Source organism: Pseudomonas japonica (assembly GCF_900188455.1).
GTDB classification, from domain to species: Bacteria; Pseudomonadota; Gammaproteobacteria; order Pseudomonadales; family Pseudomonadaceae; genus Aquipseudomonas; species Aquipseudomonas japonica.
The window spans coordinates 239245-263170 of the sequence record NZ_FZOL01000007.1; the positions used below are offsets into that span (position 1 = coordinate 239245).

At 65.9% G+C, this 23926-nt stretch carries 27 protein-coding genes and 1 pseudogene; 12 read left to right on the forward strand and 16 right to left on the reverse strand.

All coding sequences use genetic code 11. The features are described 5' to 3' along the window. Window positions 1-115: 115 nt before the first annotated feature. The 9 genes from CHB99_RS11640 to nrdR all read right to left on the reverse strand — a co-directional run bounded on the left by CHB99_RS11640 (window position 116) and on the right by nrdR (window position 6839). Complete coding sequence (locus CHB99_RS11640; RefSeq protein ID WP_377697210.1) at window positions 116-823, reverse strand: substrate-binding periplasmic protein; 708 nt, start codon at window positions 821-823, stop codon at window positions 116-118. 49 nt (window positions 824-872) lie between these two features. Beyond that, window positions 873-1376 carry a phosphatidylglycerophosphatase A family protein gene (locus CHB99_RS11645; protein WP_042123613.1) on the reverse strand — a complete coding sequence of 168 codons (504 nt, stop codon included), beginning with the start codon at window positions 1374-1376 and terminating at the stop codon, window positions 873-875. Then, complete coding sequence (gene thiL / locus CHB99_RS11650; RefSeq protein WP_042123612.1) at window positions 1373-2338, reverse strand: thiamine-phosphate kinase; 966 nt, start codon at window positions 2336-2338, stop codon at window positions 1373-1375. The genes CHB99_RS11645 and thiL overlap by 4 nt, the downstream gene beginning before the upstream one ends. Window positions 2339-2356: 18 nt before the next feature. After that, entirely contained in the window at window positions 2357-2857 is a 501-nt protein-coding gene (gene nusB / locus CHB99_RS11655; protein WP_042123610.1) for a transcription antitermination factor NusB, read from the reverse strand. Beyond that, window positions 2854-3330: a 6,7-dimethyl-8-ribityllumazine synthase gene (gene ribH / locus CHB99_RS11660; RefSeq protein WP_009397441.1), complete on the reverse strand. Its 477-nt coding sequence runs from the start codon at window positions 3328-3330 to the stop codon at window positions 2854-2856. Before ribH ends, nusB begins: the two co-directional genes overlap by 4 nt. 90 nt (window positions 3331-3420) lie before the next feature. Continuing rightward, window positions 3421-4512 (reverse strand): bifunctional 3,4-dihydroxy-2-butanone-4-phosphate synthase/GTP cyclohydrolase II, encoded by a 1092-nt coding sequence (gene ribBA / locus CHB99_RS11665; RefSeq protein WP_042123608.1) that lies wholly within the window; start codon window positions 4510-4512, stop codon window positions 3421-3423. Between the two features lie 19 nt (window positions 4513-4531). Beyond that, complete coding sequence (locus CHB99_RS11670) at window positions 4532-5197, reverse strand: riboflavin synthase (RefSeq protein ID WP_042123606.1); 666 nt, start codon at window positions 5195-5197, stop codon at window positions 4532-4534. A 44-nt stretch (window positions 5198-5241) separates the two neighbouring features. Further along, a complete protein-coding gene (ribD, locus tag CHB99_RS11675) occupies window positions 5242-6372 on the reverse strand; it encodes a bifunctional diaminohydroxyphosphoribosylaminopyrimidine deaminase/5-amino-6-(5-phosphoribosylamino)uracil reductase RibD (protein WP_042123603.1) in 1131 nt (376 codons plus the stop codon). 2 nt (window positions 6373-6374) lie between these two features. Continuing rightward, the gene (gene nrdR, locus CHB99_RS11680; RefSeq protein ID WP_042123601.1) at window positions 6375-6839 is read right to left on the reverse strand and encodes a transcriptional regulator NrdR; all 465 of its coding nucleotides are present in this window, start codon (window positions 6837-6839) and stop codon (window positions 6375-6377) included. Between the two features lie 109 nt (window positions 6840-6948). Between nrdR and CHB99_RS11685 the strand changes: the two genes are divergently transcribed. The 3 genes from CHB99_RS11685 to trxA are packed head-to-tail and all read left to right on the forward strand — an operon-like array spanning window position 6949 to window position 8961. After that, window positions 6949-7398, forward strand: coding sequence for a YbaY family lipoprotein (locus tag CHB99_RS11685; RefSeq protein WP_042123600.1), 450 nt, complete (start codon window positions 6949-6951; stop codon window positions 7396-7398). Further along, window positions 7398-8057: a class I SAM-dependent methyltransferase gene (locus tag CHB99_RS11690; RefSeq protein WP_042123598.1), complete on the forward strand. Its 660-nt coding sequence runs from the start codon at window positions 7398-7400 to the stop codon at window positions 8055-8057. The genes CHB99_RS11685 and CHB99_RS11690 overlap by 1 nt, the downstream gene beginning before the upstream one ends. Before the next feature lie 31 nt (window positions 8058-8088). Next, window positions 8089-8961, forward strand: coding sequence for a thioredoxin (gene trxA, locus CHB99_RS11695; RefSeq protein WP_042123595.1), 873 nt, complete (start codon window positions 8089-8091; stop codon window positions 8959-8961). An 84-nt stretch (window positions 8962-9045) separates the two neighbouring features. Here trxA and CHB99_RS11700 read toward each other — a convergent pair whose 3' ends face one another. Beyond that, entirely contained in the window at window positions 9046-9390 is a 345-nt protein-coding gene (locus CHB99_RS11700; RefSeq protein WP_042123594.1) for a hypothetical protein, read from the reverse strand. A 133-nt stretch (window positions 9391-9523) separates the two neighbouring features. On the opposite strand from CHB99_RS11700, the gene CHB99_RS11705 reads away from it, so the two are divergent. From CHB99_RS11705 to CHB99_RS11725, 5 genes are all read left to right on the forward strand, one after another. After that, window positions 9524-10102, forward strand: a complete 579-nt coding sequence (locus tag CHB99_RS11705; protein ID WP_042123592.1) for a DUF2796 domain-containing protein — start codon at window positions 9524-9526, stop codon at window positions 10100-10102. Window positions 10103-10149: 47 nt separating this feature from the next. Further along, window positions 10150-10869, forward strand: a complete 720-nt coding sequence (locus tag CHB99_RS11710; RefSeq protein ID WP_042123590.1) for an ABC transporter ATP-binding protein — start codon at window positions 10150-10152, stop codon at window positions 10867-10869. Next, window positions 10869-12134, forward strand: coding sequence for an ABC transporter permease (locus CHB99_RS11715; RefSeq protein WP_042123588.1), 1266 nt, complete (start codon window positions 10869-10871; stop codon window positions 12132-12134). Before CHB99_RS11710 ends, CHB99_RS11715 begins: the two co-directional genes overlap by 1 nt. 11 nt (window positions 12135-12145) lie before the next feature. After that, a complete protein-coding gene (locus tag CHB99_RS11720) occupies window positions 12146-12667 on the forward strand; it encodes a DUF3299 domain-containing protein (RefSeq protein ID WP_042123587.1) in 522 nt (173 codons plus the stop codon). Between the two features lie 108 nt (window positions 12668-12775). Further along, on the forward strand, window positions 12776-13459 hold the full coding sequence (locus tag CHB99_RS11725; RefSeq protein ID WP_042123585.1) for an OmpW/AlkL family protein: 684 nt from the start codon (window positions 12776-12778) through the stop codon (window positions 13457-13459). A gap of 58 nt (window positions 13460-13517) precedes the next feature. Here CHB99_RS11725 and CHB99_RS11730 read toward each other — a convergent pair whose 3' ends face one another. Both CHB99_RS11730 and CHB99_RS11735 read right to left on the reverse strand, forming a co-directional pair. Then, complete coding sequence (locus CHB99_RS11730; RefSeq protein ID WP_042123583.1) at window positions 13518-14447, reverse strand: NAD-dependent epimerase/dehydratase family protein; 930 nt, start codon at window positions 14445-14447, stop codon at window positions 13518-13520. Further along, complete coding sequence (locus CHB99_RS11735; RefSeq protein ID WP_042123581.1) at window positions 14440-15324, reverse strand: sugar nucleotide-binding protein; 885 nt, start codon at window positions 15322-15324, stop codon at window positions 14440-14442. The genes CHB99_RS11730 and CHB99_RS11735 overlap by 8 nt, the downstream gene beginning before the upstream one ends. 296 nt (window positions 15325-15620) lie before the next feature. Between CHB99_RS11735 and CHB99_RS11740 the strand changes: the two genes are divergently transcribed. Together CHB99_RS11740 and CHB99_RS11745 are read left to right on the forward strand one after the other, a co-directional pair. Then, window positions 15621-16664, forward strand: coding sequence for a TauD/TfdA family dioxygenase (locus CHB99_RS11740; protein ID WP_042123579.1), 1044 nt, complete (start codon window positions 15621-15623; stop codon window positions 16662-16664). A gap of 20 nt (window positions 16665-16684) precedes the next feature. Further along, window positions 16685-17482: a TSUP family transporter gene (locus CHB99_RS11745; protein ID WP_042123577.1), complete on the forward strand. Its 798-nt coding sequence runs from the start codon at window positions 16685-16687 to the stop codon at window positions 17480-17482. A 3-nt stretch (window positions 17483-17485) separates the two neighbouring features. Here the strand turns inward: CHB99_RS11745 and CHB99_RS11750 are convergent, their stop codons facing one another. After that, window positions 17486-18304 carry a helix-turn-helix domain-containing protein gene (locus CHB99_RS11750; RefSeq protein ID WP_042123575.1) on the reverse strand — a complete coding sequence of 273 codons (819 nt, stop codon included), beginning with the start codon at window positions 18302-18304 and terminating at the stop codon, window positions 17486-17488. A gap of 179 nt (window positions 18305-18483) precedes the next feature. On the opposite strand from CHB99_RS11750, the gene CHB99_RS11755 reads away from it, so the two are divergent. Together CHB99_RS11755 and CHB99_RS11760 are read left to right on the forward strand one after the other, a co-directional pair. After that, window positions 18484-19926: an alanine/glycine:cation symporter family protein gene (locus tag CHB99_RS11755; RefSeq protein ID WP_042123573.1), complete on the forward strand. Its 1443-nt coding sequence runs from the start codon at window positions 18484-18486 to the stop codon at window positions 19924-19926. A gap of 92 nt (window positions 19927-20018) precedes the next feature. Beyond that, window positions 20019-21008, forward strand: a complete 990-nt coding sequence (locus tag CHB99_RS11760; RefSeq protein WP_042123571.1) for an asparaginase — start codon at window positions 20019-20021, stop codon at window positions 21006-21008. A 112-nt stretch (window positions 21009-21120) separates the two neighbouring features. Here the strand turns inward: CHB99_RS11760 and CHB99_RS11765 are convergent, their stop codons facing one another. The 3 genes and pseudogenes from CHB99_RS11765 to CHB99_RS11775 all read right to left on the reverse strand — a co-directional run. After that, complete coding sequence (locus CHB99_RS11765; RefSeq protein ID WP_042123568.1) at window positions 21121-22392, reverse strand: OprD family porin; 1272 nt, start codon at window positions 22390-22392, stop codon at window positions 21121-21123. Between the two features lie 73 nt (window positions 22393-22465). Continuing rightward, window positions 22466-23677, reverse strand: a complete 1212-nt coding sequence (gene mhpT, locus CHB99_RS11770) for a 3-(3-hydroxy-phenyl)propionate transporter MhpT (protein ID WP_042123566.1) — start codon at window positions 23675-23677, stop codon at window positions 22466-22468. A 66-nt stretch (window positions 23678-23743) separates the two neighbouring features. After that, a pseudogene (locus CHB99_RS11775) lies at window positions 23744-23926 on the reverse strand (4-hydroxy-2-oxovalerate aldolase); the annotation flags it as partial.

A 23926-nucleotide genomic window follows, 5' to 3' on the forward strand; every position in this document is an offset into this window, starting at 1 on the left:
CTTGTGCTCCTGATATGCATGAAAATTGACGTGGGCCGATTGTAACAGCAGCTTGGCGTGGCTGCTTATGCTGAATTTGCGGGGAAAAATATCGAAAAGTTCGATCTTGAGCAGGTTATCTGCCCGACTGATCGAACGGGTAAGGCTGCTTCCATTGCTGGAAAATCGGCTTCAGCGCGTCACTGCGCACCAACTCGTCCATGCGCCTGTCGAACAGATCGCGCAACGCCTTGCCCTGCGGCGTATTGCCGAATGCCAGATACAAAGGCAGTTCCGCCACATGGATACTGCGGAATTTCTCCGGATGCTCGGCCTGGGCAAGGACGTCATTCACTTCGGTCAGGGCATCGATGTAGAAGTCGACCCGCTCGCGCTCGAGCATCGGCAGGATGCCATCGCGGCGCTGCACCTCGCGGTAGTAACCGACATTCGGCAGGTAGCGCTGGTAGTCGTAGCCGCGCACCCAGGACAGACGGAACTGGCCGATGTTGTCCGGGGTCGGCAGCGGCTTGCTGACCAGGCCCAGGGCGTAGATATGGTCCGAATCGAAGTTCCAGCGCGGGTAGAGGTTGTCGGCGCTCTCTTCGTGATAGGAGCCGACCCAGGCATCCGCCTCACCGCGTTTCACCAGGCCGATGGCCCGGGTGTAGGGCGCGCTGAGCACGCGGACCTTGACCCCGGCCGGCTCGAAAACCTGACGCAGGACGTCCCAGGCCAGGCCCGTGCCGTCGGCATTGGTGTAGTCCTGCCAGTTTTCACTGGCCAGGCGGACCTCCGACGGCAGATCCTCGGCCCGAGCGATTCCCAGCATCCCAGCCAGCATGGCTACCAGCAGCAGCCACTGTCGCCACTTGCGCATGACGCGACTCCCTTTAGATCAGACTCCATACCAGCACTTGCATGGCCAGCCAGGCGAACACGCCGGCCAGCACGTCGTCGAGCATGATGCCCACCCCGCCATGCACATGCCGGTCGACCCAGCGGATCGGCCACGGCTTGAGAATGTCGAAGAAACGGAACATCAGGAACCCGGCGAGCAACCATAGCCAGCCCTCCGGCACTAGCCAGAGGGTAATCCACATGCCGACCATTTCGTCCCAGACGATACCTTCGTGGTCATGCACACCGAGGTCGTCGGCGACCTTGCCGCACAGCCAGAAGCCGAACAGCATGGTCAGCCCGAGCATCAGCCAGTAGCCCCAGTCGGGCAGCATCTGCCACAGTGGCACGAACGGCAGCGCCACTAGCGAGCCCCAGGTACCGGGGGCCTTGGGCAAGGTGCCGGAACCGAAGCCGAAGGCAAGGAAATGCCAGGGGTTGCGCCAGACCGAGGGCGGAACGTTTTCCGCTGGCACCTGATTGGGGTGGTCGGTCACGGTGTCTCCCTGAAATGTTGATAGCCGCGTACGGCGGGGGTGATGTCACGGCCCGCGGCGTCATGCAGGCTGACGCCGCTCCCCGCCTCGACCCGGCCGACCACATGCAGCGGCCAGCCGGCCGCCAGCAGGGCATCCAGCTCGGCGGGTGGCAGGGTGAAGGCGATGACGTAGTCGTCTCCGCCCGCCAGTGCCGCCTGGCGCGCCGCGTCGAGGCCGAGGAAACCCGTCAGCGCCGCGCTCAGCGGCAGGCGTTCCAGTTCCACGCGCAGGGCGACACGGGACGCCTTGGCGATATGCCCGCAATCGGCCAGCAGACCATCGGAAATGTCCAGCGCCGCCGTGGCCTTGCCGCGCAGGGCCTGGCCCAGGGCGATCTGTGGCGACGGCGACCAGTAATGGGACAACAACGGCTCGGCCAGAGTTGCATCGGCTTGCCGCTCGCCCAGGACCAGCGGCAAGGCGCCAGCGGCGTTGCCCAGCTCGCCACCGACGCAGAGCAGATCACCAGCCCGCGCGCCGCCACGGGTCAGCGCCTGCCCGACCGGCACGCGACCGAACACGGTCATGGTCAGGCTCAGCGGGCCGCGGGTGGTGTCGCCGCCGATCAGGGTCAGGCCACATTGAGTGGCCATCCGGCTCAGGCCGCGGGCATAGTCGCGCAGCCAGTCCGGATCGGTGTCGGCGAGGGTCAGGGCAAGGGTGAAGGCAAGGGGCGTGGCGCCCATGGCAGCCAGATCACTGGCCGCGACCGCCAGCGAGCGCTGGCCGAGCAGGAAAGGATCGCTGACGGCGGGGAAATGCACCCCGGCCACCAACGTATCGGTGGAGATCGCCAGCTGTTCGCCGGGAGCCGGCGCCAGCAACGCGCAATCGTCACCGATGCCGAGGGCGATGCCTTCGCCGCCTTGCGCACAGGGCGCGGCGGCGAAGAACTGGCGGATCAGCTCGAACTCACCCATGGACAGACAGCGCCGCGATCAGCGCTTGTACGCCTTCACTTCGGCTTCGCGAAGCACGGGTGCGAGCTTGTCGAGAACGCCGTTGACGAACTTGTGGCCATCGGTGGAACCGAAGACCTTGGCCAGCTCGATGCCCTCGTTGATCACCACGCGGTACGGCACGTCCTGGCGCATCAGCAGTTCCCAGCCGGACAGGCGCAGGACGGACAGCTCGACCGGGTCGAGCTCTTCCAGGGCCATGTCCAGGCAAGGCTTGAGGGCGTTGTCGATTTCGTTCTTCTTCGCCGGGACCCCGTGGAGGATCTCGCGGAAGTAGGCGCCATCGACATCGCTGAAATCGTTGTCGACCCGGAACTGCGCTTCAATCTCGTTCAGCGAATGCTGAGCCATGTGCCATTGATACAGGGCCTGGGTCGCGAGCTTGCGGGCTTCACGGCGCTTGGCGCTCTTCGATGGCTTGCCCGCATCGGCGGGTTTCGGATCGCGCGGGTTGAAACGATCGCTTTCGTCGCTAATCACTTGGCCTCCAACTGCGCCAGCAGACTGACCATTTCCAGAGCGGACAGGGCGGCTTCGGCGCCTTTGTTGCCGGCCTTGGTGCCGGAACGCTCGATGGCCTGTTCGATCGAGTCGACGGTCAGGACACCGAACGCGACAGGAATGCCGAACTCCATGGACACCTGGGCCAGGCCCTTGGTGCACTCGCCCGCAACGTATTCGAAGTGCGGAGTACCGCCACGAATCACCGCGCCCAGGGCGATGATCGCGGAGTATTCACCCTGTTGGGCGACCTTCTGCGTGACCAGCGGGATTTCGAACGCGCCAGGCGCACGGATGATGGTGATGTCGCTTTCGCTCACGCCATGACGAACCAGGGCGTCAACGGCACCGCTCACCAGGCTTTCGACGACGAAGCTGTTGAAGCGGCCAACCACCAAAGCATAGCGACCTTTGGGGGCAATGAAGGTACCTTCGATGGTCTTCAGGGACATTGCGGGATTCTCATCTTAAAGAGCCAGGCCGCAAGAACGCGGCCTGTGGGAGTTTTGGTCACGAATGGACGGTGGTCAAACACCGTCGGGTCATTCGGAGGGCACGTATTCTACAACTTCTAGATCGAATCCGGATATCGCGTTGAACTTCATCGGCGAACTCATCAGGCGCATCTTGCGCACGCCGAGGTCACGCAGGATCTGCGAACCGGCACCAACGGTGCTGTAGGTGGTCGGCGCCTTGGTCGGCGCATCGCCCGCGCTTTCGCGGATGTGCGCCAGGAGCACGTCGCCGTCCAGCGGGTGACCGAGCAGCAGGACCACGCCGCTGCCGGCGTCGGCCACGGCGCTCATGGCCGCGCGCAGGCTCCAGCGGCCCGGTTGCTTGACCATCAGCAGGTCGCGCAGCGGGTCCATGTTGTGCACGCGGACCAGGGTCGGCTCGTCGGCGCAGATCTTGCCGAGGGTCAGGGCCATGTGCACGTCGCCTTCCACGGAGTCGCGGTAGGTGACCAGGTTGAAGTGCCCCAGCTCGCTGTCCAGCGGCTGCTCGGCGATGCGCTGGATGGTGCGCTCGTGGATCATGCGGTAGTGGATCAGGTCGGCGATGGTGCCGATCTTGATGCCGTGCTCGGCGGCGAACACTTCCAGTTCCGCACGACGCGACATGGTGCCGTCGTCGTTCATCACCTCGCAGATGACCCCGCTCGGCTCGAAACCGGCCATGCGCGCCAGGTCGCAGGCGGCCTCGGTGTGGCCGGCGCGAGCCAGGGTGCCACCCGGCTGGGCCATCAGCGGGAAGATGTGACCCGGGCTGACGATATCCTCGGCCTTGGCGTCCTTGGCCGCGGCGGCCTGCACGGTACGCGCGCGGTCGGCGGCGGAGATGCCGGTGGTGACACCCTCGGCGGCCTCGATCGACACGGTGAACTTGGTGCCGAAGCCGGAACCGTTGCGCGGTGCCATCAGCGGCAGCTTCAGGGTTTCGCAGCGCTCGCGGGTCATCGGCATGCAGATCAGGCCACGGGCGTGCTTGGCCATGAAGTTGATGTGCTCGGCCTGGCAGCACTCGGCCGCCATGATGATGTCGCCTTCGTTCTCGCGGTCTTCGTCATCCATCAGGATGACCATTTTGCCCTGACGGATGTCTTCGACCAGTTCTTCGATGGTGTTGAGCGCCACGCGGCACCCCCTTCTCAATTCAGGATTTCAGGTAGCCGTTGGCGGCCAGGAAGCTTTCGGTGATACCGCTGCCTTTGCTCGGCTCGGCGGCTTTGTCGCCCAGGAGCAGGCGCTCCAGATAACGGGCCAGCAGGTCGACCTCGAGGTTGACCCGGCGGCCGGGGCGGTAGTCGGCCATGATGGTCTCGGCCAGGGTATGCGGGACGATGGTCAGCTCGAACTCGGCGCCATCGACGTCATTGACCGTCAGGCTGGTGCCGTCGACGGTGATCGAGCCCTTGTGGGCGATGTACTTCGCCAGCTCCTTCGGCGCGCGCACGCGGAACTGGATGGCGCGGGCGTTATCGGCACGGGAGACGATCTCGCCGACCCCGTCGACGTGACCGCTGACCAGGTGACCGCCCAGGCGGGTGGTCGGGGTCAGGGCTTTTTCCAGGTTGACCCGGCTGCCGCTCTTCAGGTCGGAGAAGGCGGTGCAGTCCAGGGTCTCCCGGCTGACGTCGGCCCAGAAGCCATCGCCCGGCAACTCCACGGCGGTCAGGCAGACGCCGTTGACCGCGATGCTGTCGCCCAGTTTGACGTCGCCCAGATCGAGCTTGCCGGTTTCGACATGCACACGAACGTCACCGCCTTTCGGGGTGATGCTGCGGATGCTGCCGATGGATTCGATGATGCCGGTGAACATGGGGTCCTCCTCGAGAACAGGCTGCGCCAGGCGCAAGCCGCGAATTATACGCCCGGAGCGGGCGCGGGGATTGCGGTGACTCGCCAGTCATCGCCAATCGCGCGCATTTCGGTGATTTTCAGTGCCGGCGCCTCGCTCATCCGCTCCAGCGGCCAGTCCAGCAGCGGACGCGCACTCGAGCCGAGGAACTTGCCGGCGATGAACAACTGGTATTCGTCCACCAGGCCGAGCTGGGCGAAGGCGCCGGCAAGACCGGGGCCGGCTTCCACCAGCACTTCGCTGATGTCGCGGCGAGCCAGTTCGAGCAGCAGCTCGCGCAGATCGACCCGGCCATCCTCGCCGGCGATGCGCAGCAACTGGTGGCCGGCGGCGGCGTAGCGTGGATCGTCTTCGACGGCGGTGACCACCAGGGCCGGGCCGGCCTGGAAGAACGCGGCCTGCAGCGGCAGGCGCAGACGCCCGTCGATCAAGACTCGCAGTGGCGGCCGCGCCAGGGCCAGGGCCGTGGTCTCGGCGTCCAGACCCAGTTCCTCGCCGCGCACGGTCATCCGCGCGTTGTCGGCCAGCACGCTGCTGGCGCTGCTCAGCACCACGCTGGAACGGGCGCGCAGGCGCTGCACCGCGGAGCGCGCCGCCGCACCGGTGATCCACTGGCTTTCGCCGCTGGCCATGGCGGTGCGCCCGTCCAGGCTCATCGCCAGCTTGACCCGGACGAACGGCAGGCCGTGTTCCATGCGCTTGAGGAATCCGGGGTTGAGTGCCCGGGCTTCGCTTTCGAGCACACCACTGGCGACTTCGATACCGGCCTCGGCCAGACGCTTGAGGCCATTGCCGGCGACCTGGGGATTGGGGTCGCGCATGGCCGCGACCACCCGGCTCACCCCGGCCTTGACCAGCGCGTCGGCGCAGGGCGGCGTGCGCCCATGGTGGCTGCAGGGTTCCAGGGTGACGTAGGCGCAGGCACCGCGCGCCAGCTCGCCGGCCTCGCGCAAAGCATGGACCTCGGCATGCGGCTCGCCGGCACGCACGTGCCAGCCCTCGCCGACGATGCGCCCGTCACGCACGATGACGCAGCCGACCCGCGGGTTCGGGTGCGTGGAATACAGGCCCTTGCGCGCCAGTTCCAGGGCACGGGCCATGTAGTGGGCATCGAGTACGGCGCGTTCTGTGGACATGTTCACTCTTTGGCAGGCTCGCGGGCCAGGCGGTCGATCTCTTCGCGGAACTCGTCGAGGTCCTGGAAACGCCGGTACACCGAGGCGAAACGGATATAGGCGACTTCGTCGAGCTTGCGCAGCTCGGCCATGACCAGCTCACCCACGACCAGCGACTTGACCTCGCGCTCGCCCTTGGCCCGCAGCTTGTGCTTGATATGCGACAGCGCCGCTTCCAGGCGCTCGACGCTGACCGGGCGTTTCTCCAGGGCGCGCTGCATGCCGGCGCGCAGTTTGTCCTCGTCGAAGGGCTGGCGGGTGCCGTCCTGCTTGATCAGGCGCGGGAGGACCAGCTCGGCGGTCTCGAAGGTGGTGAAGCGCTCGCCGCAGGCCACGCATTCGCGGCGACGGCGCACTTGCTCACCCTCGGCGACCAGGCGCGAGTCGATGACTTTGGTGTCGTTGGCACCGCAGAAGGGACAGTGCATGGTGGCAGGCAACAAAAAAAGGGAGGGCCATGGTAGCGCATCCGACTGGCAAGACAAGCCAAAGGGGTTACCATCCAGTGAGGAAATACGCCCCCCAAGGAAATTCACCATGTCGTTTCGAGCGCTCGCCGTGCTCGGTTTCGCTGGCCTGCTGACAGCCTGCAGCAGCGAAGCCCCCAAACCCGTACCACCGCCGGCACCGGCGAAAACCGTGGCCAAGCATGTTCACGTACCGACTCCGCTGCCCGCCCATCAGCGCGAACTGAGCGGCAGCTTCACCAATATCCCCCGTGGCGCCGAGGTGGAGGTTGCCCTGCTGGTGATCGACGAACGCGGCCGCCCGCAACGTCTGCTGGCCAGCGACACCTTCGATGGCACCGGCCAGCCGCTGGCGTTCCAGCTGCGCTTCAATCCGCAAGTCTTCCCGGCCGGCGCCCGCGTCGAACTGCGCGCCCGCGCCAGCCAGTCCGGGCAACTGATCCTGCACCTCAGGCCACTCAGCGTGACCCGCGCCGACACCCAGGCCTTCGGCCCGCTGCAACTGGACAAGGCACCGTAATGGCACCGCTTCACCTGCAAGCAGCCCTGAGCGAGCTGCTGGGCGATGCCCGCCTAGTGGCCAGCGAACTGCCCGAGTGCGCGCTGAAGCTCTGGCTGATCGACGCCGACAACATGGACCGCGCCTTCAGCCCCGAGGAAACCCGGCGCATTCTCGACGAGCCGCCCTACTGGAGTTTCTGCTGGGCCAGCGGCCTGGCCATGGCCCGCTACCTGGCCGAACGCCCGGAATGGGTGGCCGGCAAACGCGTACTGGATTTCGGCGCAGGCTCCGGCATCGCCGGGATTGCCGCGGCGAAGGCCGGGGCCCTGGAAGTCGTGGCCTGCGACCTCGACCCGCTGGCTCTGCAGGCCAGCCGGGCCAATGCGGCGCTCAATGGCGTGGAGCTGAACTACTCCAGCGATTTCTTCGCCGAGGACGACCGCTTCGACCTGATCCTGGTGGCCGACGTGCTCTACGACCGCGCCAACCTGCCATTGCTGGACGAATTCCTCAGCCGCGGCCAGCAGGCGCTGGTGGCCGATTCACGGGTTCGCGATTTCCGCCATCCGCTGTACCGCCAGCTCGACACCCTGCACGCCCTGACCCTGCCGGACCTCGCCGAACCCCACGAGTTTCGCCAGGTGAGCCTGTACCATGCCAGTCGCGGCGCCGTATAGTGGCGCCATTCATGCGTTCGCGAGAGTCGAGATGAGTCAGGACACCCCGTACATATTCGATACCACCGTCGCCAACTTCGACCAGGTGGTGATCGCCAACTCGCACCACAAACCGGTGCTGGTGGACTTCTGGGCCGACTGGTGCGCGCCGTGCAAGGCGCTGATGCCGATGCTGGCGAAGATCACCGAGGAGTATCAGGGCGAGCTGCTGCTGGCCAAGGTCAACTGCGACATCGAGCAGGACATCGTCGCCCGCTTCGGCATCCGCAGCCTGCCCACCGTGGTTCTGTTCAAGGATGGCCAGCCGGTCGACGGCTTCGCCGGCGCACAGCCGGAATCGGCGATCCGCGCCATGCTCGAACCCCATGTGCAGCAGCCGGCACCGGCCGCCGCCGATCCGCTGGAACTGGCCCAGGCGCTGTTCAACGACGGCCGCTACAGCGAGGCGGAAGCCACCCTCAAGGCGCTGCTGGCGGAAGACAACAGCAATGCCGGCGCGCTGATCCTCTATGCCCGCTGCCTGGCCGAGCGGGGTGAACTGGGCGAAGCGCAGACCGTACTCGACGCGGTGAAGAGCGACGAGCACAAGGCCGCGCTGGCGGGCGCCAAGGCGCAGCTGACCTTCCTCGCCCAGGCGAAGGCACTGCCCGAAGTGGCCGAGCTGAAATCCCGTCTGGCGCAGAATGCCGAGGATGATGAAGCGGCCTATCAACTGACCATCCAGCAACTGTCGCGTCAGCAATACGAGGCGGCGCTGGAAGGCCTGCTGAAGCTGTTCAAGCGCAATCGCGGCTATGAAGGCGGACTGCCGCACAAGACCCTGCTGCAGGTGTTCGAATTGCTGGGCAACGATCATCCGCTGGTGGGCACCTATCGCCGCAAGTTGTTCGCTGCCCTTTATTGATCTGGACGTACACCTTGTAGGAGCTGGCTTGCCTGCGAAGGACCGCGAAGCGGTCCTTCGCAGGCAAGCCAGCTCCTACGGGAATCACCCTATCCAGTGATACACCGGCGCATCCACCCCGCTTTCCACCTTCACCTCGCTGCTGTGCCGCAATCGCACCAACAGCCGCTTGCCCGCCGCGGTACTCCCGGCCAGCCCTTCCAGCAACTCCAGCAACGCCGGCCCGTCCATTTCCCCGGCCTTGCGCAGCAGTTCCTTCGCCGCCAGCCACAAGGTATCGTCCGGCCGCGCCTGTGCCACCGGTGCACTGGCACTGACCGGCGCCGCCACGGGCTCAGCCGTCCTTCCGGCCAGGCTGGCCCATTCCGCCGGATCCAGCTCGATGGTCAGATCCACCGGCCACTCGCCGATATGTCCTCGAATTCGCACGTTTGCACTCTCCCTCGATCAAGACGGCCATGCTCCCACGCGCGTCCTCGCTCGCCAAGGCACCCCTTCCACGGGCCACTTAATTTGTTATAACATTTCAAAACCTTTCCAAGTCCGCTTCGGAGTTCCGCCCATGCGTCGCCTGCTGCTTGCCTTGCCCTTCGCGCTGCTGCCCCTGGCCCTCACCGCCCACGCGCATTCCGATCACGACCACGAACATGACCACGCTCACGGCAGCCTCGGTGCCCATGAGCACGGCGTCGCCCATCTGAATGCTGTCCTCGACGGCAACACCCTGGAACTGGAACTGGAAAGCCCGGCGATGAACCTGGTGGGCTTCGAGCATGTCGCCCAGAGCGATGCCGACAAGGCCAAGGTCGCTGCCGTGCGCGCGCAACTGGAGCAACCGCTGAAACTGTTCGGCCTGAGCGCCGCCGCCGGCTGCAAGGAAAGCGACCAGGAACTGGAAAGCCCGCTGTTCGGCGATGCCCCGGCCAAGGATGACGACGGCGACGGCGACGAACACGGCCACAGCGACATCCACGCCCACTACCGTTTCGAGTGCGCCAAGCCGGAGCAGTTGGCGAGCCTGGACCTGGCCCCGTTGTTCAAAACCTACCCCTCGACCCAGAAAATCCAGCTACAACTGATCGGGCCGAATGGTCAGAAAGGCGTCGAAGCCACGCCGAACAACACGCGGATCACTTTCTAAGTCACCTTCTTGCAGTGAAGCGCCCGGGGTAACCCGGGCGTCGACATATGAGCCAGGCACTGATTGAACTGACCGACCTGGGCTTCGCCTGGCCAGGTCACCCGCCCCTGCTGGACATCCCCACGCTGCGCCTCGAAGCCGGCGAATCGCTGTTTCTCAAAGGCCCCAGCGGCAGCGGCAAGACCACCCTGCTGGGCCTGCTCGGCGGCGTGCAGAAAGCCGACCGCGGCAGCATCCGCCTGCTCGGCCAGGACCTCGGCGAACTGAGCCAGAGCGCTCGCGACCGTTTCCGCGTCGACCACACCGGCTACATCTTCCAGCAGTTCAACCTGCTGCCGTTTCTCTCGGTGATCGAGAACGTCGAGCTGCCCTGCCGGTTTTCCAGGGCCCGTGCGCAACGGGCGATCCAGCGTCACGGCAGCGTCGCCGAAGCAGCCACGCAGTTGCTCGCGCACCTCGGCCTGAAGGCCCCGGACCTGCTCGCGCGTCGCGCCGACAGCCTGTCCATCGGCCAGCAGCAACGGGTCGCCGCGGCCCGCGCGCTGATCGGCCAGCCCGAGCTGGTGATCGCCGACGAACCGACCTCGGCCCTCGATGCCGATACCCGCGAAGCCTTCATCCGCCTGCTGTTCGCCGAATGCCGCGAGGCCGGCTCGAGCCTGCTGTTCGTCAGCCATGACCAGAGCCTGGCACCGTTGTTCGACCGCCAGCTGTCCCTCGCCGAACTCAACCGCGCGGCCCGTCCCGCCAGCGACACGGAGGCCTGATGTACCTGCTCCGCCTTGCCCTGGCCAGCCTGGCCAACCGCCGTTTCACGGCCTTTCTCACCGCCTTCGCCATCGCCCTGTCGGTGTGCCTGCTGCTGGCCGTCGAGCGGGTGCGCACCGAGGCGCGGACCAGCTTCGCCAGCACCATCAGCGGCACCGACCTGATCGTCGGCGCACGCTCCGGCTCGGTGAACCTGCTGCTGTATTCGGTGTTCCGCATCGGCAACGCCACCAACAACATCCGCTGGGACAGCTTCGAGCACTACGCCAATGACCGCCGGGTGAAATGGGCGATCCCGATTTCCCTCGGCGACTCGCACCGCGGCTACCGGGTGATGGGCACCACCGAGGCATACTTCGCGCACTATCAGTACGGCCGCCGGCAGAACCTGGAACTGAGCCAGGGCCGCGCCTTCGCCACGGACCCGTTCGAAGTGGTGCTCGGCGCCGAAGTGGCCGAGGCCCTGCACTACAAGCTCGGCGACAAACTGGTGCTGGCCCACGGCGTCGCCGCCATCAGCCTGGTCAAGCATGACGACAAGCCCTTCACCGTGGTCGGCGTGCTTAAACGCACCGGCACCCCGGTGGACCGCACCCTGCACATCAGCCTCGGCGGCATGGAAGCCATCCACGTCGACTGGCACAACGGCGTGCCGGCCCGCGGCGACGGACGCATCAGCGCCGACCAGGCGCGCAACATGGACCTGACCCCGAGCGCCATCACCGCCTTCATGCTCGGCCTCAACAACAAGGTGGCGACCTTCGCCCTGCAACGGGAGATCAACGAATTCCGTGGCGAACCGCTGCTGGCGATCCTCCCCGGCGTGGCCCTGCAGGAACTCTGGAGCCTGATGGGCACGGCGGAGCAGGCGCTGTTCGTGGTGTCGCTGTTCGTGGTCCTGACCGGGCTGATCGGCATGCTCACGGCGATCCTCACCAGCCTCAACGAACGCCGGCGGGAAATGGCCATTCTGCGCTCGGTGGGCGCCCGGCCCTGGCATGTCGGCGGCCTGCTGGTGCTGGAGGCGTTCGCCCTGGCCGTGGCGGGGATCGGTGCCGGCCTCGGCCTGCTCTACGTGGGGATCGCCGCGGCCCAGGGTTACGTGCAGGCCAACTATGGGTTATACCTGCCGCTGGCCTTGCCGAGCAGCCACGAATGGACCCTGCTGGCGATCATCCTCGGCGCCGCGGTGCTGATGGGCAGCATCCCTGCCTGGCGGGCCTATCGACAGTCTCTGGCCGATGGCCTGTCCATTCATCTGTGAGTACCCGTGCAATGCGCCGTGCCCTGTCGTTGCTGTTGTTCATCGCCCTGCCCGCCCTGGCGGGCGAACCGCGAACCCTGGAATGGCCACAACTGATTCCGCCCGGCGCGCCGGTGATCGCGCCGCAACTGGCGCCGATCCACAACCTCTCGCAACTCTCGCAACTGGGTGACGCGCTGGCCGCCGAAGCGGCGCCGGCAGCCCACCAGCAGGTGCCTGACGCGCCGGTGGTGAAGGCGCTGGATGGCCAGCAGGTGAAGCTGCCGGGCTATATCGTGCCGCTGGAAGTGAGCGAAGAAGGACGCACCACGGAGTTTCTCCTGGTGCCCTACTACGGCGCCTGCATCCATGTGCCACCGCCACCGTCGAACCAGATCGTGCATGTGGTCAGCGAAATCGGCATCAAGGTCGAAGAGCTGTATCAACCGTACTGGATCGAAGGGCCGATGCGCGTCCAGGCGTCGTCCAGCGAGCTGGCCGAGGCCGGTTACCAGATGGAAGCCGAGAAGATCTACGCCTACGAACTACAATGAATGGCCGCGCCGGGGCGCCTTCGCTTTCATTGAGCTGAATCAAAATTCCCCCTTCGGCAGCTCCTTAACATTGGAACCATCGAATCCAAATGTCCCCTGGGAGCTTCCATGAACAAGTCCTTGCTCGGCGCCTCGCTGATCGCCCTCGCGCTCGCGGCCCCTGCCGCCCACGCCCACAAAGCCGGTGATTTCATCGTCCGCGCCGGCGCCGCCACCGTTGCTCCGAACGAGGACAGCGGCAATCTGAAGCTCGACGGCGCCAAGGTCAGCGGCACCAAAGCCACGGTGGACAGCGACACCCAGCTGGGCCTGGCCTTCGCCTATATGGTCACCGATCACGTCGGTATCGAATTGCTCGCCGCCACACCGTTCCAGCATCAAGTGAACGTCAAAGGTCTCGGCGCGGCGCTGGATGGCAAGCTGGCCGACATCAAGCATCTGCCACCGACCCTGTCGGTACAGTACTACCCGATGGACGCAGGCTCGAAGTTCCAGCCGTATGCCGGCATCGGCCTGAACTACACCCTGTTCTTCAATGAAGACCTGACCAGCGAGCGCAAATCGCAAGGTTTCAGCAACATGAAGATGAAGAACTCGGTGGGCCTGGCCGGCCAGTTGGGCATGGACTACATGGTCAGCGACAACCTGCTGGTCAACGCCTCGGTCTGGTACGTCGACATCAACACCGAAGCCAGCATCGACGGTCCGAGCGCCCTCGGCGTGGGCAAGACCAAGGTCGATGTGGATATCGATCCGTGGGTGTACATGGTGGGTATCGGGTACAAGTTCTAAAGAAAAAGGGCCGCATCAGCGGCCCTTTTTCATGGTGTCCCTGCCAGCGATCAGGCCCTCAGCGGCCCAGCAGGCGGGCCAGGCCCTCCGCCAGCGGCGTGGCCACCGGAAACGCAAACCGCGTCAGCAACCTGCTGTTGTCCGCCCGCGAATGACGGATATCACCACTGCGCGCCGGCCCGTAGCTGACCGCCGGCAGATCCCCCAGCACGCTTTTCAGCGCCGCCAGCAACTGGTTCAGCGAGGTTGCCTGATTCAGCCCGATGTTCACCGCCCCCTCTTCCACCTGCGGCATTTCCAGGGCCTGCAGCATCACCGACACCAGGTCGCCGACATAGAGAAAATCGCGGGTCTGCTCGCCATCGCCGAACACGGTGATCGGCGTGCCGCTCAGGGCACGCTCGCAGAAGATGCTGATCACCCCGGAATACGGCGAGGACGGATCCTGGCGTGGCCCGAAGATGTTGAAGAAGCGGAACACCACCGGCTCCAGGCCATGCTGGCGACGATAGAAGTCCAGGTACTGCTCGCTGGCCAGCTTGTCCACCGCATAGGGCGTCAGCGGCGCCTTGGTGACTTCTTCGCCGATCGACAGCCCTTCGCCGTTGTTGCCGTACACCGCGGCACTGGAGGCGAACAGCACGCGCTTGATGCCGGCCAGGCGCATGGCCTCGCAGACATTCAGGGTGCCGACGAAATTGCTCCGGTGCGTGCGTACCGGGTCATCCACCGAAGCCTGCACCGAGGCCACCGCGGCCAGGTGGACCACGGCGCGACACCCTTCGGCGGCCTTCGCCACCAGGGCGGCGTCGGCGACATCGCCTTCGATCAGTTGCAGCCTGGGGTTGTCCAGTTGCAGGTTGGCCCGCTTGCCGGTGGACAGGTCGTCCAGCACGCGCACGGCGTAGCCGTTTTCCAGCAGGGCGTCACACAGGTGGGAACCGATGAAGCCGGCGCCACCGGTGATGAGAATGGGGGCATCAGCCATGACGGTAGAATCGATCCAGTAGGGTCGGCAGGCCGGAGCGCCAGGCGCGCGGCTTGATGCCGAAGGTGTGGAGAATTTTCTTGCAGGCCAGCACCGCGTGCTGCGGCTCTTCGAAGGCGTCGGAGCGGGCGGCATGGGCCTGGGCCGTCGGTGCCTCGACTGCCAGCTGGCGCAGTTGCGCCGCCTCGCCGAGGATCGCCTGGCCCAGCGCCAGCGGTGTGGTCGCTTCGTTGCCGGCGTAATGGTAGGTGCCCCACAGCGGCGCGGCGCAGTCGAGCTGCTTGAGCACCGAGAGAATCACCCGCGCGGCGTCATCCACCGGGGTCGGATTGCCCCGGCGATCGTCCGCCAGCAGCAGTTCCTGGGCGACCTCGGCACGGGTCAGGAAACGCCCGAGGACACCGTCGATGCTGTCGTCCAGCACCCAGCCGAAGCGCAACAGCACATGTTGCGGGCAGGTCGCCCGCACGCTCTGCTCGATGCGCCACAGCGCCTGGCCACGCAGGCCCAGCGGCACCGGCTCGTCCTTCTCGCTGTAGGCGGTGGCCCGCGAACCGTCGAACACGCGGTAGCTGGAGGGCTGGACGAGGATGATGTTGTGGTGCTGGCACAGTTCGGCCAGACGCTCCACCGAGCGCTCCTGCGAAGCCAGGCGCTGTTCGCTGACCGACTCGGCCTGGAACCAGTCGAAGTAGTAGGCCAGGTTGACCAGGGCGTCCGGGCGGGTGTCGTCGAGCAGCTGGGTCAGGCTGGCGGCGTCCCAGCCCTGCTCCGGCGGACGCGGCGCGAGAAAGCCGATGTCCTCCTCCGCCCCGAGACGAATCAGCGCTTGCCCAAGGGCATTTCCACCACCCAACAGCATCAGGCGCATTCGCATACGTTCAGCAAGTCCGCTCAGGTTGATTGAAAGGGAAAGCGCATAGTTTGCGGCTTCCGCCAGGGGAAGTCCAACCCGCCCAACGACACGGCACGTTTAACCGGACCCGGCAATACCGGCACTTTCCCACACTGTGAATTAAGAATCAGCTTACACCGGCAAAAGAACCTGCCGACTTCGATAGTCGAAAAAACCACCTTCAATATGACACCTAGCGGTTCCCTGTTTACGCAGTCGGGAGCCCATCCGGGCAAGGACCGCCCAGGACCCGTCAGCTCACTAAGGAAGGTTTCCTCATGAAAGACTGCGAAGTCGCCACCCTGAAGTTCGACAACGAGCAGCTCGACCAACTGCACACGGCCAGCCTCGACCTCGCCCGCCATGGCGGGCCGCAGGCCCCCGGCGCCGCGCTCAAGGCCCGGCTGTGGGCGCGGCTGCTGGAGGCGCGCCTGGATCCGGTGCAGCAGGCCACGGTGAACCTGTTCGCCGACGGCCGCCTCGCCGCCCTGCTCTTCGCCCGCTTGCGCGCGCCCAAGGACGATCCGTTGCCCGAGCAGTTGCCGGAGCTGTGCGTGCTGGAGAAGGATCTCACCTGCCTCTACCTGGGCGCGCGCAACCAGGTGCTGCTGGAGCTGGTGCGCTACCGGGCGTTCGCCTTCGATATCGACAACGACGGCAAGCACCTGCGCCTGGTCGGCAACTTCAAGGGCGGCGGACGCCAGCCCAGACCCGGCGAAACCCGCCAGACCCAGATCGAACTCAGTTCCCATGCCGGCCTGCGCCTCGGTCCGCACACCGAGGCGCCCTACCACTGCTCGGTGCTGGCCCGCGACGGGCACTCGCCGGCACCCTCCGCGCTGGTCCTCAGCGCCCGCTGGAACCCGGCCAACCAACCCACGCGCATCGTCCCGCTGCGCGCGGTCATCGAAGGTCTGGGCAGCCTCGACGTCCTGGCGCTGAGCTCGCGCTCCTTCGACTTCACCCGCAGCGAATGCTTCGTCGATGGCCGCGGCGCCGGCGGCAGCGCCACCTCGATCATCGACTTCGACGCCCAGGGCGGCTTCAGCGTGCGCTACAACGCCTACCGATTCTCTCTCAACGAACAGGCCAGCGATGCCGCGGCACGGGCGTTCGATGCCTTCCAGGCGCGCCTGGCGCAAACGCCGTCGGTGGATTTCGTCCTGCAGCCCGACAGCGTCCTGCTGGTCAACAACACCCGTGCCCTGCATGGCCGGGAGCGCCTCGATGACAACCGCCGCCTGCTGGTGCGGCTGTTCGGCTACTCGCGCTTCGCCCGTCCGCTGATCCTCAAAGAAGACCCGCTGCTGGTGCGCGGCTGAAAACCTGGAGCGCCTGTCCCATGCTGGAAGTCGATTCGACGCTGTTGCTCGCCCTGGCCAGCATTGCCCTGCTGGCCGGTTTCTTCGATGCCATCGCCGGTGGCGGCGGGCTGATCACCCTGCCCGTGCTGTTGGTCGCCGGCATCGATCCACTGGCGGCGCTGGCCACCAACAAGTTCCAGGCGACCAGCGCCACGCTCTCGGCCAGTTGCGCCTTCGCCCGCCGCGGCATGCTCGACTGGCGCAAGGGCCGGGGAATGGCCCTGATGGCCTTCGTCGGCGGTGCCCTCGGTGCGCTGTCGGTGAGCCTGATACCGCGCGACCTGCTGCAGGCCGGGGTGCCGGTGTTGCTGGTGCTGGTCGCCGGCTACTTCGCCTTCAGCCCCAACCCCGACGATCAGCGGCTGCGCAAGCCACGCCTCTCGACCGGCCTGTTCTGCCTGCTGGTGGCACCGCTGATCGGTTTCTATGACGGCGTGTTCGGGCCGGGGGTCGGCTCGTTCTTCATGCTCGCCTTCATGCTCCTGCTCGGCCAGGGCATGCTGCGCGCCGTGGGCAACAGCAAGCTGCTCAATGCCGCCTGCAACCTCGGCGCGCTGATGGTGTTCGCCAGCACCGGCACGATTCTCTGGCCGCTGGCCCTGGCGATGGCCGTCTGCGCCATGCTCGGCGCGCAGTTGGGCGCGCGCTGCGCGGTGTATTTCGGCCCGCGGCTGATCCGTCCGCTGGTGGTCTGCGTGTGCTGCATGATGGCCCTGAATCTGCTGCTGGATGCCGGCAACCCCTTGCTGGAATGGGTCGCCCAGGACTGGCCGTGAGGCCTATTCGATCTCGAACAGACCGTTGCGGATCGGCCCGGCGGTGAGGCGTTCACGGACGTCGTCGTCGATCCGCGGATCGTCCGGGCGATACAGCTTCACCTGGCGGTAGGCGTTGATACGGTTGATCTCCGGGCCCAGGTATTCCCAGACCACCCGGGTACAGGCAGGCGTACGCCGGTCGCCGCTGGAAACCCCGGTCTTGAGCCCGTTGAGACGGGTGATGCGACTCTTGAAGCTGGGGATCAGCACCGTCTGGCTCATCTCGTTGACGGTCAGCGACTCGTAGTCGAGCAGGAACACCCGGTCCTGCAACTGGAACGCCGCGCCCAGGTAGCGGCAGCGCGTCCAGTCCTCGGCCTGCACGTCGGTACTGCTGGAGCGCTCCTGGCGCTCCTGGCGTTCGAACAGGAAGTTGCCGTTCTCCTCGCGCAGGTGCACCAGCGACAGCAGGATGCTGCCCGGCACCGACATGCAGTTGGAGTACTCGAAGTAATACCCGCAATAGCGCGACAGGTTGCCGGCGTGCTCGCGCAGCGGGCGCAGCAGATCGAACAGCGGGTCGTGCTGCACCGTGTTGGCGACGGCACTGCCACGCGCACCGATCAAGCGGGCGAACTGTTCCGGCGGCAGGCCCAGTTCGTAATCCTCGACACCGAAGAAATCGCCGATGCGCTTGAGGTTGTACGCCGTCGGCTGACTCTGCCCGCTCAGGTACTTGTTGAATTGCGCCCGGTTGATCGAAAGCTGGCGGCAAACCTCGGAAATAGAGCGGTAGTGGCTGCAGGCCAACTTGAGGTTGATGCCGAGGTTTTCACTCATGAAGGGAAGTCCGATTGATGCGATGGGTGCGAGTTTAGCATCAAGTCGCACCAAAACAGAGCAACTGGCGAAATTGTAACCGTAGTTGTCATGGCCAAACATGCGCCCCATGGAACTGGTGCCCCGGCGCCAGCCTGTCTGTCTTTCATGCAAAGAATAAGAATCTCGAGGTCACTGCCATGCTCGAAGCGCTCAACGATTTCCTTTCGGGGAAACTCCTCATCGTGCTCATCGTCGGACTGGGTAGCTATTTCACCATCCGCTCCCGTTTCGTCCAGTTCCGCCATTTCGGCCACATGTTCGGTGTATTCAAGGAATCGTTGCGCGGCCAGGCTGGCCAACTGAGCTCTTTCCAGGCGCTGATGCTGAGCCTGGCCGGTCGTGTCGGTGCCGGTAACATCGCCGGTGTCGGTATCGCCGTCACCCTGGGCGGCCCTGGCGCCGTGTTCTGGATGTGGGTCACCGCGCTGGTCGGCATGTCCAGCAGCTTCTTCGAATGTACCCTGGCCCAGGTCTACAAGCGCGCCGATGGCGATGGCCTGTACCGCGGCGGTCCGGCCTACTACATCCAGCACGGCCTGAAGCTGAAGAGCATGGCCGTGGTGTTCTCCCTGCTGCTGCTGGTCACCTACGGCTTCGCCTTCAACGGCCTGCAGTCCTACACCGTGACCCACTCGCTGCAGAACGCCTTCGGCTTTGCCCCGAACCACACCGGTATCGCCCTGGCCGTGCTGCTGGCGATCGTCTTCGTCGGCGGCATCAAGCGCATCGCCGCAGTGTCCGACCTGCTGGTACCGGTCAAGACCCTGGCCTACATCGGCGTCACCCTGTACGTGATCGGCACCCAGATCGACCACGTTCCGGCAATGCTGGAAACCATCTTCAAGAGCGCCTTCGGCCTCGACCCTGCGTTCGCCGGCCTGCTCGGCAGCGCGATCGTCATGGGCGTGAAACGTGGCGTGTTCGCCAACGAAGCCGGTCTGGGCAGCGCACCGAACGTCGCCGCCGTCGCCGCAGTGAAACACCCGGGCGCGCAAGGCGTGGTCCAGGCGTTCAGCGTGTTCCTCGACACCTTCGTCATCTGCACCTGCACCGCCCTGCTGATCCTGCTGTCGGGCTTCTACACCCCGGGCTTCGAAGGTGACGGCATCGTCCTGACCCAGAACTCCCTGGCGGCAGTCGTCGGTGACTGGGGTCGCATCTTCGTCAGCGTCGCCCTGTCGCTGTTCGTCTTCACCTGCATCCTCTACAACTACTACCTGGGCGAGAACAGCCTGCAGTTCCTGACCCGCAACCGCCTGGTCCTGATGGCCTACCGCGGCCTGGTCCTGGCCCTGATCGTCTGGGGTTCGGTACAGAACCTGGGCACCGTGTTCGCCTTCGCCGACATCACCATGACCCTGCTGGCCTTCGTCAACCTGATCGCTCTGGCCCTGCTGTTCAAGATCGGTCTGCGTGTGATGCGCGACTACGACGAGCAGCGCAAGGCCGGTATCTCCCAGCCTGTGTTCGACTCGGCCAAGTTCGCCGACCTGGACCTGGACCGCGCCGCCTGGCCGGCAGGTGCCAAGGCCGAAGTGGCCGACAAGGCCGCCGCCGGCGAAGCTCAGACCCAGCGTTAAGCACCACTGATCGTCGCTCCACAGAGAGAGCCGCCCCTTCGCGGGCGGCTTTTTTTTGCCCGAATTTCCTGTAAATGCTCCGGAATACCCTTATGCGCGCAGTCAAGAATCTCCTCGTCCTCTACACCGGCGGCACCATCGGCATGCTGCAGACGCCCCAGGGCCTGGCCCCGGCGGGTGGCTTCGAGGCGCGCATGCGTGCCTGGCTGGCGCACAACCCGCAGGTGCGGAGTCCGCAGTGGACGCTGCGGGAAATGTCGCCCTTGCTCGACAGCGCCAACATGCAGCAGGGCAACTGGCTGGCGATGCGCGACGCCATCGTCGAGGCGGTACAGCAGGACGGTCACGATGGCGTCCTGTTGCTGCACGGCACCGACACCCTGGCCTACAGCGCCGCGGCCCTGGCGTTCCTGCTGCTGGGACTGGACGTGCCGGTGCTGCTGACCGGCTCGATGCTGCCGGCCGGCGCACCGGACAGCGACGCCTGGGACAACCTCGGCGGCGCCCTGACGCTGCTCGCCGAAGGGGTGGCAAACGGCGTGCAGCTGTACTTCGCCGGCCAGCTGCTGCCCGGCGTGCGCGCCAGCAAGCTGCGCAGCGACGCCTTCGATGCCTTCGCCGCGCTGCCGCGGCATCGCGAAGGCGAACGGGCCGGCGAACTGCCAGCGGTACTCAGCCATGCCCAGCCGCGCACGCCCGTGAACCTGGCGGTACTGCCGATCTATCCGGGGTTGCAGGCGGCGCATGTGCGCGCCGTGCTGGAGACCGGGGTGAAGGGCTTGCTGCTGGAGTGCTATGGCAGCGGTACCGGGCCGTCGGATGATGAAGCGCTGCTGGAGGTGCTGCGCGACGCCGCCGACCGTGGCGTGCTGGTCGCTGCGATCAGCCAGTGCGCGGAAGGCAGCGTGGTATTCGATACCTACGCGGCGGGCAGCCGCCTGCGTGATACCGGGCTGGTTTCGGCAGGCGGGATGACCCGCGAGGCGGCGCTGGGCAAGATGTTCGGGTTGCTCGGCGCGGGGCTGGAGCTGGGGACGGCACGGCATTGGTTCGCGCTGGACCTGTGCGGAGAGCGGGCTTGACGTACCTGTAGGAGCTGGCTTGCCTGCGAAAGGACCGCAACGCGGTCCCAAAATCCGGGACCGCGTTGCGGTCCTTTCGCAGGCAAGCCAGCTCCTACAGAAAGCAAGGCGGCTACCAGAGCGCCAGGGTGTAATCCACGTTCACCCGCAGTTCATTGCCATCACGAAAGGTCGCCGCCGGCGCGAAGTCATTGCGGTACCAGGCATGCCGCACGCGCAGCCCCACCCCTTTGAACGTGCCGGACTGCACCACGTACGAAACCTCCACGTCCGTCTCCCGCTCGTGCCGGTCATCGCCCCCCAGCGCGGTGGGCAAACTGATGTTGCTGCCGTCGATGTAACGCAGCATCCCCTTCAACCCCGGCACCCCGAGCCCACCGAAGTCATAGTCGTACTTCACCTGCCAACTGCGCTCGTCGGCGTTGATGAACTCGGAGCTCAGCGAACCCTCGGTCACCACCAGCGGTTCGGTCCCCGCGACATAGGGCATGGCGCTGTCGCCGCTGAGGTGCATGTAGCCGGCGCCGAGGGCATGGGCCCCGAGGCTGTAGGTGAACATCATTCCCAGGTTGCGGTTGTCCACGATGCCGGCGTTGGCCGCGCCATCCTCACCGGCGACGAAATAGCGCACATCGCTCTTCAGCCGGCCGGCGCCCAGTGCCTGAACATGCTCGAAGCCGACAAAGTCCTTGCGATAAAGATCCCGCAGCGTGGCGTGGTAGTACTTCAGGGTCAGCGCATCGGACCAGCGATAGTCGGCACCGAGAAACAGGAACTGGTCCGACTCGGCCTTGCCATTGAAGCGGCCATTGGGCGCGGCGACGCTGAATTTCTGGTAGTTGCTGGAGTCGCGCTGGTTCATGCGGTCGAGCCAGCCGGCGTGGAGCGTCAGCCTGTCGATGTCCTCGGAGCGCAGGTAAGTGCCGCGCAGGGTCTGCGGCAACAAGCGACTGGGGCTGGCGAACATCACCGGCAGCAGGGTGCTGATGGTGCCGGCCTGCAGTTCGGTCTTCGACACTTTCATCTTCGCCGTCAGGCCCAGCTCCGAATATTCGTCGTTCGCCTCGCGGCTCGCCGGGTCATAGGGCAGCAGCCCGGTGCCGACCCGATCCGGCGACGAGTCCAGCTTGATCCCGAGCATGCCCTGGGCATTCAGGCCGAAGCCCACCGGCCCCTCGGTGAAACCGGAGTTGAAGCGGACGATGAAACCCTGGGCCCACTCACGGGCGGCGGACTGCGCCGAGGTACCCTTGAAGTCACGGTCGAAGTAGTAGTTGCGGGCTGTCAGGCTGGCCTTGCTGTCCTCGACGAAACCCGCGGCGCAGACAGGGGAAAGCAGAACGAACGGCAGCAGGCCGAGCGCCCGAAGCATGAATGGATGCATGGCGATTCACTTTATTGTTGTTGTGCGTGAGCCCGCGCCAGCGACGTGACGCGGGAGAAAGAAGCCCGGGCGTTCAGTCGACCGCTGGCTGAGCACGACGCCGCGACAGGCAGACCATCGCCCCCGCCGCCAGCACGATGCCCGGCGCCGAGGCCAGCATCACCCCCGCCGTCCCGGTCCCCAGCGCCAGCATATGACCGGCCACCAGCGGACCGCTCATGGCACCGAGCCGCCCCACCGCCACCGCCGACCCCACGCCGGTGGCACGCATGCGCGTCGGGTAGTACAGCGGTGTCAGCGCATACAGCACGCCCTGTCCGCCGGTGGCGAACAGCCCGGCGACGAAGCCCGCCAGCAGCATCCCCGGAAAGGCACTGGCCAGGCCCAGAGCGGCCAACGAACCGAGGATGCCGAGGTAGATGAGCAGCGCCATGGCCCAGGTCGGCAGACGGTCCATCAGTGCGCCGAGGGCCAGGGTGCCCAGCGCCGCGCCCAGTTGCAGGGCGAGCATCACCCCACTGGCCTGACTCGGGTTGTAGCCCTGGCCGACCAGCAGGCTGGGCAGCCAGTTGATCAGGATGTAGACCACCATCAGGGTGAAGAAATAGCTCAGCCACAGCAGCAGCGTGGCCGGTGCCGCGCCGTTGTGGAACAGCCCGTGCCAGACCCGTTCGCTGGCCCCGTCGGCAGACTGTCCAGCCTGGAACTGCGCCGACTCCGGCAGGTAGCGGGCAAGCAGCGGCACGATCAGCAGCGGGACCACGCCGCCGACGTAGAACACCACCTGCCAGCCGCCGGAAAAACCGATGATGCCGATGGTCGCCGCCAGCGCCGCGCCCAGGGGCACGCCGCAGTACATCATGCTCACCGCGGTGCCGCGCAGGCGCGGGCCGGCGGCTTCCGAGGTCAGTGCGATCAGGTTGGGCAGCGCGGCACCGAGGCCGACACCGGTCAGGCAGCGGGCAACGACCAGGCTGTTGAAATCCCAGGCCACGGCGGTGACCAGGGAGAACAGGCCGAACAGCGCCACCGAAGCCATCAGCACTTTCTTGCGGCCGATGCGGTCGGCCAGCCAGCCACCGACGAACGCACCGGGCAGCAGGCCGAGAATCCCGGCGCTGAATACCCAGCCCATCTGCACCTTGTCCAGGCCGAAGGCCGCGGCCATGCCCTGGGCGGCGATGCCGGCCGCCTGCAGGTCGAGGCCTTCCATCAGTGCCACGAGGAAACACAGGGCGATGGTGGTCGCCAGTTGCACGCGATTGCTTGCAGTTATCCCGGTCATGGGATGTCCCTCTATTTATTGTTGTTTGAGGTGATGTCTGGGGACTGCTGTGCAGCCCCGCGTTGATCAGCCCTGCCGGGCCAGCAGATCCAGCGCCACATCGACGATCATGTCTTCCTGTCCGCCGACCATGCGCCGTTTGCCCAGCTCGACAAGGATGTCCACGGTCTTCAGGCCGTAGCGCTTCGCGGCGATTTCCGCGTGACGGAGGAAGCTGGAGTAGACGCCGGCATAGCCCAGCGCCAGCGA

What these genes read in the sequence shown, in the direction of transcription:
- CHB99_RS11640 (WP_377697210.1), bottom strand. Translation starts at nt 823, where the DNA reads ATGCTGGCTGGGATGCTGGGAATCGCTCGGGCCGAGGATCTGCCGTCG.
- thiL (WP_042123612.1), bottom strand. Translation starts at nt 2,338, where the DNA reads ATGGGTGAGTTCGAGCTGATCCGCCAGTTCTTCGCCGCCGCGCCCTGT.
- ribH (WP_009397441.1), bottom strand. Translation starts at nt 3,330, where the DNA reads ATGTCCCTGAAGACCATCGAAGGTACCTTCATTGCCCCCAAAGGTCGC.
- CHB99_RS11670 (WP_042123606.1), bottom strand. Translation starts at nt 5,197, where the DNA reads ATGTTCACCGGCATCATCGAATCCATCGGCAGCATCCGCAGCATCACC.
- ribD (WP_042123603.1), bottom strand. Translation starts at nt 6,372, where the DNA reads ATGTCCACAGAACGCGCCGTACTCGATGCCCACTACATGGCCCGTGCC.
- nrdR (WP_042123601.1), bottom strand. Translation starts at nt 6,839, where the DNA reads ATGCACTGTCCCTTCTGCGGTGCCAACGACACCAAAGTCATCGACTCG.
- CHB99_RS11685 (WP_042123600.1), top strand. Translation starts at nt 6,949, where the DNA reads ATGTCGTTTCGAGCGCTCGCCGTGCTCGGTTTCGCTGGCCTGCTGACA.
- CHB99_RS11690 (WP_042123598.1), top strand. Translation starts at nt 7,398, where the DNA reads ATGGCACCGCTTCACCTGCAAGCAGCCCTGAGCGAGCTGCTGGGCGAT.
- trxA (WP_042123595.1), top strand. Translation starts at nt 8,089, where the DNA reads ATGAGTCAGGACACCCCGTACATATTCGATACCACCGTCGCCAACTTC.
- CHB99_RS11705 (WP_042123592.1), top strand. Translation starts at nt 9,524, where the DNA reads ATGCGTCGCCTGCTGCTTGCCTTGCCCTTCGCGCTGCTGCCCCTGGCC.
- CHB99_RS11710 (WP_042123590.1), top strand. Translation starts at nt 10,150, where the DNA reads ATGAGCCAGGCACTGATTGAACTGACCGACCTGGGCTTCGCCTGGCCA.
- CHB99_RS11715 (WP_042123588.1), top strand. Translation starts at nt 10,869, where the DNA reads ATGTACCTGCTCCGCCTTGCCCTGGCCAGCCTGGCCAACCGCCGTTTC.
- CHB99_RS11720 (WP_042123587.1), top strand. Translation starts at nt 12,146, where the DNA reads ATGCGCCGTGCCCTGTCGTTGCTGTTGTTCATCGCCCTGCCCGCCCTG.
- CHB99_RS11725 (WP_042123585.1), top strand. Translation starts at nt 12,776, where the DNA reads ATGAACAAGTCCTTGCTCGGCGCCTCGCTGATCGCCCTCGCGCTCGCG.
- CHB99_RS11730 (WP_042123583.1), bottom strand. Translation starts at nt 14,447, where the DNA reads ATGGCTGATGCCCCCATTCTCATCACCGGTGGCGCCGGCTTCATCGGT.
- CHB99_RS11735 (WP_042123581.1), bottom strand. Translation starts at nt 15,324, where the DNA reads ATGCGAATGCGCCTGATGCTGTTGGGTGGTGGAAATGCCCTTGGGCAA.
- CHB99_RS11740 (WP_042123579.1), top strand. Translation starts at nt 15,621, where the DNA reads ATGAAAGACTGCGAAGTCGCCACCCTGAAGTTCGACAACGAGCAGCTC.
- CHB99_RS11745 (WP_042123577.1), top strand. Translation starts at nt 16,685, where the DNA reads ATGCTGGAAGTCGATTCGACGCTGTTGCTCGCCCTGGCCAGCATTGCC.
- CHB99_RS11750 (WP_042123575.1), bottom strand. Translation starts at nt 18,304, where the DNA reads ATGAGTGAAAACCTCGGCATCAACCTCAAGTTGGCCTGCAGCCACTAC.
- CHB99_RS11755 (WP_042123573.1), top strand. Translation starts at nt 18,484, where the DNA reads ATGCTCGAAGCGCTCAACGATTTCCTTTCGGGGAAACTCCTCATCGTG.
- CHB99_RS11760 (WP_042123571.1), top strand. Translation starts at nt 20,019, where the DNA reads ATGCGCGCAGTCAAGAATCTCCTCGTCCTCTACACCGGCGGCACCATC.
- CHB99_RS11765 (WP_042123568.1), bottom strand. Translation starts at nt 22,392, where the DNA reads ATGCATCCATTCATGCTTCGGGCGCTCGGCCTGCTGCCGTTCGTTCTG.
- mhpT (WP_042123566.1), bottom strand. Translation starts at nt 23,677, where the DNA reads ATGACCGGGATAACTGCAAGCAATCGCGTGCAACTGGCGACCACCATC.